Below are 13,187 nucleotides of genomic sequence, written 5' to 3'. Positions count from 1 at the left end.
GTCCCATTGCGGGCACGCTATTGCCATGAACCAGACCTTTGACTGGAGCCTCGTGCAGTCCTTCCTGGCCGCACTCGACCAGGGTAGCCTGCTGGGCGCGGCCCGTGCGCTCAACGCCAGCCAGCCCACCATCGGCCGCCACATCGCCGAGCTGGAATCGCAGCTGGGTGTGGTGCTGTTTGAGCGCACCGGGCGCGGCCTGCTGCCCACGGCCACGGCGCTGCGGCTGGCCGAATCAGCCCGCGCCATGGAGATGGGCGCCCACCAGCTGGCACGCAGCGTGTCGGGCGCGGAGGAAGGCGTGACGGGCACCGTGCGCATCACCGCCAGCCAGCCCGTGGCCTGCGTGCTGCTGCCGCCCGTGCTGGCGCGCATGCGCCAGGCGCTGCCCGAGGTGCAGGTGGAGCTGGTGGCCAGCAACCAGGTCACCAACCTGCTGCGCCGCGAGGCCGACATTGCGCTGCGCATGGTGCGCCCCGACCAGGCCAGCCTGGTGGCCAAGCGCATCGGCGCGGTGACGCTGGGCGCCTATGCCCACAGCGACTACCTGCGCCGCAAGGGTACACCCCGCCAACCGTCCGACCTGCTGCAGCACGAGCTGGTGGGCAACGACAGGCACGAAGACATCCAGCAAGGCTTTGCCGCGATGGGCTACCCGGTGGAGCGCGGGCACTTCGCGTTCCGCACCGACGACCTCATGGCCTACTGGGAGGCTGTGCGGGCGGGGCTGGGCATTGGCTTTGTGGGCAACTACCTGGCCCGCACCGACCCGAATGTGGTGGCGGTGTTACCCACGCTGCCACTGCCCGAACTGCCCATCTGGCTCACCGTGCACCGCGAGATCCGCACCAGCCGCAAGATTCGGGCGGTTTATGACTTTCTGGCGGCGGAGGTGCCCTTGGTGCTGTAGACCACGGGCAGCTCGCTGCCTGGCTGCTAGCATCCCAGTCCCTTTGTCCATTGCGCCCAAGGAGCCCCATGCGCCCCGTGAGCCCCCCATTCCCCTTCCTTCACCTTCCAGCGCGCCCCGCACTGCTGGTACTGGGCCTGGCCGTCCTGGCCCCGCTGTCTGCAGCCGCCCAAGACACATCCCGCATCGCCCGTGTCACCGTCTACCCCGGCAGCGCCACGGTAGAGCGCGTGGCCAAGGTGGCCGCTGGCGCGCGCAGCCTCACGCTGGCCTGCCTGCCCGCGTCGCTGGATGTGCAAAGCCTGCAGATCAACGCCGACCCCGCCGTGCGCGTGGGCGAGTTCAATGTGCTCACCGAGGACCGTGATGTGGCGGCAGGCTGCGCCAGTCCGCTGGACGGCCGCATCCGCGAGCTGGAGGACCAGATCGCGGGGGTGAAGGCCGAGGCCTCGGCCCTGCAGCTGGTGGACGGCTATCTGCGCAGCGTGGCGCAAACCGGCGCGGGCCCGGAGTCGGCAGCGCCTGCCACTTCCGCCCCCCGTGCTGCCACACCGACGCCCGCACAGATCACCGCCACCGCCGAGGTCCTGCGCAAGTCCGGGCAGGACAGCTTTGCGCGCGCGCATCAGCTCCAGCGCAAGCAGGAGGCACTGGAGCTGTCCCTCAAGCCGCTCGTGGCAGAGCGCGACCGCGTGGCCAGCCAGCGTGCGCGGGTGGTGTCAGTCACCATCAACCTGGCTACCGAGCGCGAGGCTGAGCTGCGCCTGTCCTACCAGGTGCGCGGCCCCGGCTGGCAGCCCAGCTACCGCGCCACGCTGGATGCGAACAAATCCATGGTGCTGATCGAACGCCAGGCGCTGGTGGCCCAGAACAGCGGCGAAGACTGGGGCAGTGTGCAGCTGACCCTGTCCACCGGGCAGCCGGGCCGCGCCACTCAAGGGCAACTGCCCCGCCCCTGGTGGCTGAACGTGGCACCGCCCCCGCAGGCCTCGCCCGCGCCGGCCATGGCGATGGCGCCTGCGCCCGCACCGGCCATTGCGTCCCTGTCCCGGTCCCGCAATGCCGCCGAGGAAGCCATGCCCACGTTTGACGTGAGCGCCCTCGACAAGGGGTTTGCCACCGAGTTCGCCGTGCCCCAGCGCATCACCGTGCCCTCCAGCGGCCAGCGCGTGACGCTGGCGCTGGGCAATCACAGCGCCCCCGCCACGCTGGTCACGCGCACGGCACCGGCCATGGAAGAAGCCGCCTACCTGGTTGCCCACATTGCCCAGCCGCCCGGCGTGTGGCCGGCAGGCGCAGCAGGCCTGTACCGCGATGGCGCCTTTGTGGGCAACGGCCGCATCGACTTTGGCGCGCCCAGTGCGGGCGCCCCAGCCGGCAGCACCAGCCTGTCGTTTGGCCGCGATGAGCTGGTCACCGTACGGGCCGAGCCCGTGCAGGATCTGACGGGCAGCAGCGGGTTTACCGGCTCGCGCGTGGAGCGCAAGACGCGCCGGGCCTACAGCGTGGAGAACCGCCACAAGACGGCCATCACGCTGCAGGTGCTGCATGCCGCACCGGTGTCGCGCAACGAGAAGATCGAGGTCGAATCGCGCTACCAGCCCCAGCCGGCGGACACAGCCTGGAACCGCACGCCCGGCACCGTGTCCTGGCAGCAGACTTTGGCAGCCGGGGCCAGCGCACAGTTCAGTGCCGAGCACACCATCCGCTACCCCAAGGACGTGGAGCTGATCGAACGCCAGTGACCTTGGCAACACGGTGACTGGCGCTCCGAAGACCCCGCGCAACGGCGTGTCGGTCACAATCCGCCCCAGCGATCACATTGGTGCCACCAAGCCCTCAGGAGCCCGCCGCCATGAGTTACCAACACCTCCTTGTTGCCGTTGACGGCAGCCCCACCGCTGACCACGCTGTGAACGAAGCCACGGGCCTGGCCAAGGCAACGGGTGGACGCATTCGCCTGCTGAACGTGATGGACCCTTTGGCCCACATCAGCGGTTTTGAGCGGCCCGAGGTTTACAGCCAGGAGGTGCTGCCCCGCCTGCGCCAGGCGGGCGAGGCCTTGCTGCGCCGCGCCCAAGAGCGCGTGGCGCAAAGCGGTGTGCCGGTGGACACGGTGCTGATCGAAAACCTGGATGCCCGGGTGGCTGACCTGGTGGTGGAACACGCGCGGGCCTGGGGCGCCGACCTGATCGTGCTGGGCACCCACGGGCGCCGTGGCCTGGCACGCGTGCTGATGGGCAGTGATGCCGAGCAGATTGCCCGCACCGCTCCCGTGCCCGTACTGCTGGTGCGCCTGCCTGCCGGGGCAGACGGCGGTGCCGCCAGCGCCTGATCAATTTTCCGTCGCGACATGACCGCTTCCGAGCCACTGCCACCCCTTGCCCCCCTGCGCCCCAGCGTGCGCTTCATGCTGTCCCACCCCGCCCACTTCATGGCGCTGGGCTTTGGCGCGGGCCTGGCCCCCAAGGCGCCAGGCACCGTGGGCACGCTGTGGGCTTGGCTGGCCTACCTGATGCTGCAGCAGTGGCTGAACCCGCGGCAAATGGGCCTGCTGATCGTGGTCAGCACCGTGGTGGGCTGGTGGGCCTGCACCACCACAGCCCGCCATATGCGCGTGGCCGACCCCGGCAGCATCGTGTGGGACGAGGTGGTGGCCTTCTGGCTGGTGCTGTGGCTGGCCATGCCCATGGGGCTGTGGGGGCAGGTGGTGGCGTTTGGGCTGTTCCGCTTTTTTGACGCCGCCAAGCCCGGCCCGGTGGGCTGGGCCGACAGCCTGTTCAAGGGCTTTGGCTGGCGCGGGGGCTGGGGTATCTTGTGGGACGACTTTGTGGCAGCCTTCTGTACCTTGCTGGTCATCGCACTGTGGAGGTTCTGATGGCACCCACATCACTATCAAAAAGTGAGCTACTAGCGCAAGAAGTACAAGCGCTTGATGCCAATTTGACGCAAATATCGCTGCGTTTGCTGGCCCGCCGCCACATGCTGGCCACTGCCGAGAGCTGCACCGGCGGCATGATCGCCGCCGCCTGCACCGACCTGTCGGGCTCCAGCCAGTGGTTCGAGCGCGGCTTTGTCACCTATTCCAACGAGGCCAAGGCCGAGATGCTGGGGGTGCCCCCCGGCCTGATCGAGCAGCACGGTGCGGTGAGCGAGCCTGTGGCACGCGCCATGGCCGATGGTGCGCTGACCCACTCGCGCGCGCAGGTCAGCCTGGCCGTGACCGGCGTCGCGGGCCCCACAGGCGGCACCGCGACCAAGCCGGTGGGCACCGTGTGGTTTGCCTGGTGCGTGGGCGGCGAAACCCACAGCGAGATGCAGCACTTTGCAGGGGACCGCGCCGCCGTCCGCACGGCCACGCTGCGCTATGCGCTGCAGCGGCTGCTGGGGTTTCTGCTGGTTTGACAAATCGGCCCGCGCCGCACGGCGCGCTGGTTCTTGTCAGACGCTTTCCGCGCGGCGCCCGGCACCTAGTGAAACAGCCGTCAGGCCAAGCAGCAATGTGCCCAGCAGCAGCAGGGCCCAAGTGGACAACGTGGGAATTGCCGCTGCAGAAGCGAAGTTGACCGCAAACACACCTGCTACCGTGCTCTCGTTTTGAAGATTGCCATTCGCATCGCGCGCACCCGCCACACTCACATCCACGGCGGGGAACACAGGCGCAGCCTTCGCCTGCATGGCGGTGACCGCGCCCGAGACCACCCCCACGGCGAAGTTCTGCGCATAGTGCGTGCTGTCGATCCAGCTGCCGCCGGTGGGGGACAGCAAGGCACCCAGACTCTGGTTGGGGAAGCTCAGCAATGGCGTGCTGGTCATGTCCATGGGCTCGCTGTATGCCACGGTCAGGGTGAACACGCCACTGGCAGGCACCCCGCTGCGGATGGTCGCGGCGCTGGGCGCCACGCTGCCCACGGTGGGGTTCTTGGTGTCGATGCTGAACACGCCCACCAGCTCGAAGTCGGTGTTCTTGTTGCTGGTGTCGTCCTTGCGTCCCACGCCGCCGGCCACCATGACGTTGATGCTGCCGAACTGCTCGTCACCATCCGCAATCGTCCAGGTCACCCGGTAGCGGTTGCGCGTCAACCACTCCGAAGTGACGTTGGCCAGGCTCAGCGGCGTGCCACCCGTGTTGGTGAACACAAGGTTGGTGCACAGGAAGTTCTGTACCACCCCGTTGATGCATCCGCCATAGTCGGTGGGGATGTCGTACCGGATGATGAACTCGACGGTCTTGCCAATATCGGCGTCCGTGATGACCCGACCACTGCCAGCCGGGCTCACCAGGTTGCCATCCACCGAGCCCCGCATGTCGATGACATGCGATGGCGGGATCACGATCACGTAGGTGGTGATGTCGAACACGTTCGCCTGGAAGCCGGGCAGTTGGGCGGCGCCCAGGGTGTCCTGTGCGCCGTTCACCGCCACGTCTACCGTGGCCGTTGTCACGGTGACGAAGTCCGCGTCATAGCTCTGCCTGAAGGTCGTAGCGTTGAGCCAGGCGGCACCGGTCGGCACGAGAAATCCCCCGGGATCTTCGCCCGCCGTGGGAAACGAGATGACCGGATTGACGCTGGTGTCCATGGCGGTGTCATAGGTCACCGTCAGGCTGAAGGTGTCGCCTGCCTGCACCGGGCTGTGGTCTGCAGCGATTGAAAGCATGGCCGGAGCAGCCTGCGCCAATGAAGCGAAGAGACACAGACACCATGACAGCACGAGCCGCACAACCGGCCTTCCCGACCCCGACGAAAACACGCCTATGCCTACCCCTGCCCTGCCCGTACAGGCCACATTGATCGTACCCACGACTTTCCTTTGATCCGCTGGCATCGCCTCTTTTCGCCCCGTGCTCCCACGGGGGGCCTGCCGGGCAAGCAGGCATCGCGCGCCTTGTAAAAAAACCCAGGATGCAAAACCCATGGGGAAGCCCATCCCTCTGATGGCCCGTGTACACAACAGCCCCATGCGGCGGCTGGCTGGCAGCGGGAGCCCTGGAAGTCGCCTTCCCGAGGGGGCAGTTAGTGTAACGGCATGTAATTCAGGAATTTCTCCCATCTGGCAGCCCCTGCGAAGGAGCGGCATGGAGCCTCCCATTGCGGGAACGATGGCTCGCGGACCGGCGCATCTCCCTGTTGGCCCACCCGCGCTCGCGCCACAGAGCCGCGGTGTAGCATGGGCTCCCCAAAAAGGAGCCTCCATGCACCACAACGCCCAGCCCCCGCAACCCTCCGACGCGGCCCGCAGCGCGTCCGGTGCCACGTTGGACAGCGGGGCCGCTGGTCTGACGTCACTCCAACCGATGGGCGCACGCCACTCGCGGCGCACACCATGAACTGGTTCCAGGGATTCATCACCCACCGCCTTGCCACGGGCGGGGCAGAAATCTTTGTGCGCACGGGCGGCAGGGCCGACGGGCCGCCACTGCTCTTGCTGCACGGCTTTCCGCAAACCCATGCGCTGTGGCACCGCGTGGTGCAGCAATTGGCACGCGACTACTGTCTGGTGCTGCCGGACTTGCGCGGTTATGGCGACTCATCCCACGCGCCCGGCCTGCCCGACCACAGCAACTACAGCAAACGCGCCCTGGCGCAGGACATGGCCGAGGTGATGACCACGCTGGGCCACGACACGTTCTACCTGTGCGGCCACGACCGGGGCGGCCGTGTGGCCCACCGCCTGGCGCTGGACCACGCCGCGCGCGTGAAGAAGCTGTGCATGATCGACATCGCCCCTACGCTCGACATGTACGCGCGCACCGACATGGAGTTTGCGCGCGCCTATTACCACTGGTTCCACCTGATCCAGCCCGCGCCGCTGCCCGAGACCATGATCGGCGGCAACGCCCGCGCCTACCTGCACGCCAAGCTGGGCGGCTGGGGCAGCGCGGGCCTGGCCCACATCGAGCCCCAGGCCCTGGCCGATTACGAACGCTGCTTTTGCACACCCGAAGCCATCCACACCGCCTGTGAGGACTACCGCGCCAGCGCGGGCGTCGACCTGGACCACGACCGTGACAGCCGCGCGCGCGGCGAAAAAATAGCGTGCGACACCCTCGTGATCTGGGGTGCGCACGGCGTGGTGCACCGGCTGTTCGATCCGCTGGCACTCTGGCAGGCGCAGTGTGCGGGCGTGGTCACAGGCCAGGCCGTTGCGGCCGGGCACTTCATCCCCGAACAATTGCCCGAGGCCACGGCCCAGGCGCTGAGCGCCTTCATGCGCTGACGACCAGGTCGGACACGGCCCGAAAGGGCAATCGAAAGGATCTGCCGTGCATTTGTTCACGCGCTGCGCGGCCACCATGCCCCGTGCAGTGCGCACAGGTGACATTGCGTTCCTAGAATCCGCCGCTTCGCACGCTGCGGAACCCATGGCCAGCACCGGTGGCTGTTAAGCCATCACCTTCCGCAGCGCCCCCACTGTGCCTTGCCGATTGCGTGACCATGCCTCCCTTTACCGCGACCCAGAACCAACTGCTCACCGAGCACCTGCGCAACTTTCTGCCAGGCATCGAGCCCGAGGCGCTGGAGCTGCTGCGCGCCCAGCTCGAGTGGGTGGAGGTGCCCGGGGGCAGCACGCTGATGGCGCAGGGCGAGCCCGGCGAGTCGATGTACCTCACCGTCAGCGGCCGCCTGCGTGCCTACGTGCGCAGCGACGACGGGCACAGCGGCACGCAGCGTCGCGTGGCCGACATGGGCCGGGGCCAGGTGATTGGCGAGATCAGCCTGTTCACCGACGCACCCCGCGCCGCCACCGTGGTCGCCGTGCGCGACTCGGTGCTGGTGCGCCTGACCAAGGACGTGTTCAAGACCCTGCTGGCCAGCAGCGCCCAGGTGTCGATTGCGCTCACGCGCCAGATCATCCAGCGCCTGCAGTCCGGCACCGCCGCCCATACGGCCGCGCAGGAACGCCCGGTGGCCATGGGCCTGCTGCCGGTGAGCAGCGGCGTAGACCTGCAGGCTTTTGGCCAGCGTCTGGCGCGCCACCTCGGCACGGTGGGCCGCGTACGGGTGGTGGACTCGACCACCGTGGACGCCGAATTGCAGGAGCCCGGCATTGCGCAGCGCGAAGGCGCCGACGCCACGGCCAACCGCCGCATTGCCATGCTGCTCGACGAGATCGAGGCGCGCAATGACTTCGTGCTGCTGCTGGCCGACCCCGAGCCCACGCCGTGGACGCGCCGCGTAAGCCGCCACTGCGACGAGTTGCTGCTGCTGGCCGACGCACAGGCCGAGCCCGCCATCCACCCGATTGAAGAAAACTGCCTGCTGCGCCGCGCCCCTCTGGCCGAGGCCGCCGAGATTTTGGTGCTGCTGCACCCGGAAGGCACGCAGTGCCCGCGCGGCACCCAGCAATGGCTGGACCGCCGCCCCGTGGCCGACCACGTGCATGTGCGCCCTGCCCTCGACCGCGACATGGCGCGCCTGGCCCGCATCCAGAGCCGCACGGCCGTGGGCCTGGTGCTGGCCGGCGGCGGCGCGCGCGGTTTTGCGCACCTGGGCATCTACCGCGCGCTGCAGGAGGAAGGCGTGGAGATCGACTGCGTGGGCGGCACCAGCATCGGTTCGGTGATGGCCGCGTATGTGGCGTCCGACCAGCCGCTGGCGACGGTGATGGCCAACGCACGCGAGGCATTCCGCACCAACCCCACGGGCGACTGGAGCCTGCTGCCGCTGATGTCGCTCATCAAGGGCCGCCGACTGCGCCACATCCTGCATGACGCCGTGGGCCGGCTGGTGGGCTTTCCGGCCCAGGTCGAGGACCTGTGGAAGAACTACTACTGCGTGGCCACGAACTACTCGCGCGCCAGCGAACAGGTGGTGCGCCGTGGCAGCCTGGTGAAGTCGCTGCTGGCCAGCATCTCCATCCCCGGTGCATTGCCGCCTGTGGTGCACGAGGGCGACCTGCTGTGCGACGGTGGCACGTTCAACAACTTCCCAGTGGATGTGATGCGCAGCAGCATGCGCGGCGTGGGCACGGTGATTGGTGTGGACCTGAACTTCCGCAAGCCACGCCGCATCGAGCTGGACGACATCCCCAGCAGCTGGGCCCTGCTGCGCGACAAGCTGCGCCCGCGCGCCCAGCGGCGCTACAAGCTGCCCTCGCTGGCCAGCTACCTCATGCAGGTCACCATCCTGTACAGCATGTCGCGCCAGCGCCAGTCGCAGCAGCTCACCGACCTGTACTTCAACCCCCCCATGGACCGCGTGGGCATGCTGCAGTGGAACCGGTTCGAGCAGATCGTGCAGCAGGGGTATGCGCACGGCATCCAGGTGCTGGACGCATTGGACGACACCAAGCGGCGGCGCATCGGTGGGTTGCGCACCGGCTGAACGCACATCGCCGCGCAGGTCCCCCAGGTGGCATGCAGCGTTCCGGCCGGGGTGTAGCATGGACGCCCTTGAGGAGGAGAACCCATGCACCCCAACGCCCAGACCCTGCAACGCTTCTACACCGCGTTTGCGCAACTGGACCATGCCACCATGGCGGCCTGCTATGCCCCCGACGCCACGTTTGACGACGAGGCCTTTTCCCTGAAAGGCCGCGAGCAGGTGGCAGGCATGTGGCGCATGCTGTGCACTGCGACGAAAAAGCCCGGCGCCGCCGAGCACTGGAAGCTGGAGTTCAGCGGCATCGACGCCGATGCGCAGGGCGGCAAGGCGCACTGGGAGGCGCACTACCTCTTCAGCGCCACCGGGCGCAAGGTGCACAACATCATCGACGGCACCTTCACCTTCACGCCCGACGGGCTGATTGCCACGCACCGTGACCGCTTCAACTTCTGGCGCTGGGCCCGGCAGGCGCTGGGCGCGCCGGGCCTGCTGCTGGGCTGGTCGCCTTCGCTCAAGCGCAAGGTGCGGAGTACGGCAACGGGGAATTTGAAGAAGTTTCTGGCGCAGGGTTGACCCCGCACCGGCTGGCGGACACCACCCACGCACAAGGAAACGCCATGCAGGTACAAGGCCAATGCTATTGCGGTGCAATCGCCTACGAAGCGCAGGTGGAGCCCGGCACTGCGACGGTGTGCCATTGCACGGACTGCCAGGCGCATTCCGGCTCCGCCTTCCGTACCAACATCCCGGCCCCGGCGGCAGGCTTTCGGCTCACCCGCGGCACACCCCGCACGTACATCAAGACGGCGGCCAGCGGCAACCGGCGGGTGCTGGCCTTCTGCGACGTCTGCGGAAGCTCGCTGTATGCCTGCGCGGCCGACAATCCGCAGACCTATTCCGTGCGGCTCGGAACCATCACGCAAAGGCACGAGCTGGGCACGCCGCAGCGCCAGATCTGGACGCGGCGCCGCCTTGCGTGGGTCACTTTGCCAGAAGACATCGACGCGTTCGACGAACAGCCTTAGCGCCTCCGGCAGCAGGACGCTGCGAGAAAAGCGCGGGTCTATCAGCCTCCCGCGCTTTTGCTACAAGCGCAAACCGCTATCAAAAAAGTAGTGCCAGAGGTTGCGCTTACGCGCCGTGGCATTTCTTGTACTTCTTGCCGCTGCCACAGTGGCAAGGATCATTGCGCCCCGGCTCGGGCGCCTTGCGCACTGTCTCGACGCGCGGGCCCATGCTCTTCCACAGCTGGCGCAGGTCGTACACGGCCCAGATGGCTTCGCCGAAGGCTTCCACGCGCGCCTGGCTGGTGCTGGGCGGGCCGTCTTCGTCGTACATGCAGACTTCGGGCTTGCCGGTGTCATCTTCGGTCAGGGCCACGATGCGGTCCAGCGCGTCGTCCAGCCACTTGGCAGCTTCCTTGTCGCGCGGGGCGGCCCAGTCTTCGGGCCAGTTTTCCACCGCAAACATGAAGCCCAGCGCCCACACCTGGCCGAAGGACGGGATCTCCTGGTCGTCGCCCATCTCGGCACGCTGCTCTTCGGTCAGGCTGGCCACGGCACCGCGCATGTCCATGGCTTCTGGCTGGAAGGTACGGTCGTCGTCCAGCGTCTTCACGTCGGTGTCGAGCTGGATGACGATCTCGTTCCAGCGGCGCATCCACAGGTCCATGAAGCGCTCTTGCTGCGCGGCGTCGGCAAACGCGGGCAGCAGGGGCAGCGGCTCGCCCTCGGCCACATCCAGCTCGGCGCCATCGCCCAGCAGCATGGGCAGGTATTCGGCCGGAGCGATGGCACGGCGGCTGCAGATCAGCGCGGTCATGAAGCCGTCGCAGAACTCCCACTGCGGGATTTCCTCGCCGCGCGCGCGCAGGTCGTCGAGGATGTTGTCCATCTCTTCCAGTTCATCCGGGCCCAGCGCTGCGGCCGGAGCGGTGGTGGAATCGAGATCGTCGGTGGCGGGAGTGGGCGATGTGGGTTCGGTCATGGGAGGCTCCGGTCGTCAAGCGAGAAAGCGGGGGCAGTAAAGCGATGTTTTACTTTTATGATGCGCTGGCCTTGTGCCGCGCCGCTAGTGAGCGGCGGGTGCTAGGTGGCCCAGGGAAAGGCCTGGGCGTGAAAAAAGAGCCGCGCGCAACATGGCAACCCGATAAAAAGGCGGTCAGTGTAGCCCTCCCACGCCAACGCCCAAAACCAGGATCCCCATGATTCACCAGCTCAATTCCCTCTACCCGGTGCGCTACACGGCCTTTGCGCTGTGCGTGTTCGGGCTGCTGCTGTCGCTGTTTGCGCTGGTGGCGTTTGGCGTGGGCCTGCCCGTGGTGCTGGCGTTCGCCGCTCTGGTAGCAGTGGGCGTGTACGACCTGCAGCAGACGCGCCACGCCATCCTGCGCAACTACCCGGTCATCGGCCACATCCGCTTCATGCTCGAATATGTGCGGCCCGAGGTGCGCCAGTATTTCATCGAGAGCGACAGCGAGGCCGCGCCGTTCTCGCGCGCGCAGCGCTCACTCGTGTACCAGCGCTCCAAGGGCGACCCGGACAACCGCCCCTTTGGCACCCACCTGGACGTGGGCGCGCAGGGCTACGAATGGGTGAACCACTCGCTGGCGCCCACGCAGTTGCCCTCGCACGACTTTCGCGTGTGGATCGGTGGCAGCCCCGATGCGCCCTCACAGTCTGTATCGCCCTGCACCCAGCCGTACCACGCGAGCGTGTTCAACATCTCGGCCATGAGCTTTGGTGCGCTGTCGGCCAACGCCATTCTGGCGCTCAACCAGGGCGCGAAGAAAGGTGGCTTTGCGCACGACACGGGCGAGGGCAGCATCAGCCAGCACCACCGCGTGCACGGCGGCGACCTGATCTGGGAGATCGGCTCGGGCTACTTTGGCTGCCGCAACCCCGATGGCACCTTCAGCGAAGAGCGTTTTGCGGCCAATGCCACCGACCCGCAGGTCAAGATGATCGAGCTCAAACTCAGCCAGGGCGCCAAGCCGGGCCACGGTGGCGTGCTGCCGGGGGCCAAGGTGACTGCCGAGATCGCCGCCGCACGCGGGGTGAAGGAGGGCGAAGCCTGCATCTCGCCCGCCAGCCACAGTGCGTTTCGCACGCCGGTCGAGATGATGCAGTTCATCGCCAAGCTGCGTACGCTTTCTGGCGGCAAGCCCACGGGCTTCAAGTTCTGCCTGGGCCACCCATGGGAGTGGTTCGCCATCGTCAAGGCCATGCTGGTCACCGGCATCACGCCCGACTTCATCGTGGTTGATGGCGCCGAGGGCGGCACGGGCGCGGCGCCCGTGGAGTTCAGCGACCACGTGGGCGCGCCGCTGCAGGAGGGCCTGCTGCTGGTGCACAACACGCTGGTGGGCGTGAACCTGCGCGACCGTGTGCGCATTGGCTGCGCGGGCAAGGTCATCAGCGCTTTCGACATCGCGCGCATGATGGCGCTGGGCGCCGACTGGTGCAACGCGGGGCGCGGCTTCATGATGGCGCTGGGCTGCATCCAGGCGCAAAGCTGCCACACCGGCCACTGCCCTACGGGGGTGACCACGCAAGATCCGCTGCGCCAACAGGCCCTGGTGGTGCCCGACAAGGCCACGCGCGTGGCGCAGTTCCACCGCAGCACCTTGCACGCGTTGCAGGAGCTGGTGCAGGCCGCCGGCCTGCACCACCCCAAGGACATCACCGCCCACCACATCGTGCGCCGCATCAGCGACACCGAGGTGCGCCTGCTGTCCAACCTCATCACCCGCATGTTGCCCGGTGCGCTCCTGGGCTCGCTCGACGCGCAGCACAACGTGTTCCGCCTGTACTGGCCGCTGGCCAGCGCGCACAGTTTTCAGGCCAGCGAGCCTGCACTGGAACCCTCCATCCCCCACCATGTCGAGCTGGTGCATGCTGCAGCCGTGGGCACCGCAGCGGCGGTGGCGGGGGACGCTGCTGTATGAATTT

12 protein-coding genes are annotated in these 13,187 nt (G+C 67.6%); 10 read left to right on the top strand and 2 right to left on the bottom strand.

The features are described 5' to 3' along the window. The first annotated feature begins 25 nt into the window (after window positions 1-25). From ASD75_RS20975 to ASD75_RS20955, 5 genes are all read left to right on the top strand, one after another. On the top strand, window positions 26-910 hold the full coding sequence (locus tag ASD75_RS20975) for a LysR family transcriptional regulator (RefSeq protein WP_056747821.1): 885 nt from the start codon (window positions 26-28) through the stop codon (window positions 908-910). A 68-nt stretch (window positions 911-978) separates the two neighbouring features. After that, the gene (locus ASD75_RS20970) at window positions 979-2,655 is read left to right on the top strand and encodes a DUF4139 domain-containing protein (protein ID WP_056747819.1); all 1,677 of its coding nucleotides are present in this window, start codon (window positions 979-981) and stop codon (window positions 2,653-2,655) included. A gap of 110 nt (window positions 2,656-2,765) precedes the next feature. Then, entirely contained in the window at window positions 2,766-3,245 is a 480-nt protein-coding gene (locus ASD75_RS20965) for a universal stress protein (RefSeq protein ID WP_056747817.1), read from the top strand. An 18-nt stretch (window positions 3,246-3,263) separates the two neighbouring features. After that, complete coding sequence (locus tag ASD75_RS20960; RefSeq protein ID WP_056747816.1) at window positions 3,264-3,788, top strand: phosphatidylglycerophosphatase A; 525 nt, start codon at window positions 3,264-3,266, stop codon at window positions 3,786-3,788. Then, complete coding sequence (locus tag ASD75_RS20955) at window positions 3,788-4,315, top strand: CinA family protein (protein WP_056747814.1); 528 nt, start codon at window positions 3,788-3,790, stop codon at window positions 4,313-4,315. The genes ASD75_RS20960 and ASD75_RS20955 overlap by 1 nt, the downstream gene beginning before the upstream one ends. Before the next feature lie 36 nt (window positions 4,316-4,351). Here the strand turns inward: ASD75_RS20955 and ASD75_RS20950 are convergent, their stop codons facing one another. After that, on the bottom strand, window positions 4,352-5,569 hold the full coding sequence (locus ASD75_RS20950) for a hypothetical protein (protein WP_156401065.1): 1,218 nt from the start codon (window positions 5,567-5,569) through the stop codon (window positions 4,352-4,354). Window positions 5,570-6,235: 666 nt separating this feature from the next. Here ASD75_RS20950 and ASD75_RS20945 point away from each other — a divergent pair. From ASD75_RS20945 to ASD75_RS20930, 4 genes are all read left to right on the top strand, one after another. Beyond that, the gene (locus tag ASD75_RS20945; RefSeq protein ID WP_056747810.1) at window positions 6,236-7,129 is read left to right on the top strand and encodes an alpha/beta fold hydrolase; all 894 of its coding nucleotides are present in this window, start codon (window positions 6,236-6,238) and stop codon (window positions 7,127-7,129) included. 218 nt (window positions 7,130-7,347) lie between these two features. Then, window positions 7,348-9,237, top strand: a complete 1,890-nt coding sequence (locus ASD75_RS20940) for a patatin-like phospholipase family protein (RefSeq protein WP_056747808.1) — start codon at window positions 7,348-7,350, stop codon at window positions 9,235-9,237. Between the two features lie 84 nt (window positions 9,238-9,321). Beyond that, window positions 9,322-9,810, top strand: coding sequence for a nuclear transport factor 2 family protein (locus tag ASD75_RS20935; protein WP_056747805.1), 489 nt, complete (start codon window positions 9,322-9,324; stop codon window positions 9,808-9,810). Window positions 9,811-9,854: 44 nt separating this feature from the next. After that, complete coding sequence (locus ASD75_RS20930) at window positions 9,855-10,262, top strand: GFA family protein (RefSeq protein ID WP_056747802.1); 408 nt, start codon at window positions 9,855-9,857, stop codon at window positions 10,260-10,262. Between the two features lie 106 nt (window positions 10,263-10,368). On the opposite strand, the gene ASD75_RS20925 is transcribed toward ASD75_RS20930, so the two are convergent. Then, a complete protein-coding gene (locus ASD75_RS20925; protein WP_056747800.1) occupies window positions 10,369-11,223 on the bottom strand; it encodes a YecA family protein in 855 nt (284 codons plus the stop codon). A 217-nt stretch (window positions 11,224-11,440) separates the two neighbouring features. On the opposite strand from ASD75_RS20925, the gene ASD75_RS20920 reads away from it, so the two are divergent. Continuing rightward, window positions 11,441-13,183 carry an FMN-binding glutamate synthase family protein gene (locus ASD75_RS20920; RefSeq protein ID WP_056747798.1) on the top strand — a complete coding sequence of 581 codons (1,743 nt, stop codon included), beginning with the start codon at window positions 11,441-11,443 and terminating at the stop codon, window positions 13,181-13,183. The last annotated feature ends 4 nt before the right edge of the window (window positions 13,184-13,187 follow it).

The organism is Acidovorax sp. Root568, assembly GCF_001427445.1.
Lineage (GTDB): Bacteria > Pseudomonadota > Gammaproteobacteria > Burkholderiales > Burkholderiaceae_C > Acidovorax > Acidovorax delafieldii.
Note: the sequence above shows the minus strand (reverse complement) of the source record. Positions and strands in the feature narration are given on the sequence as shown.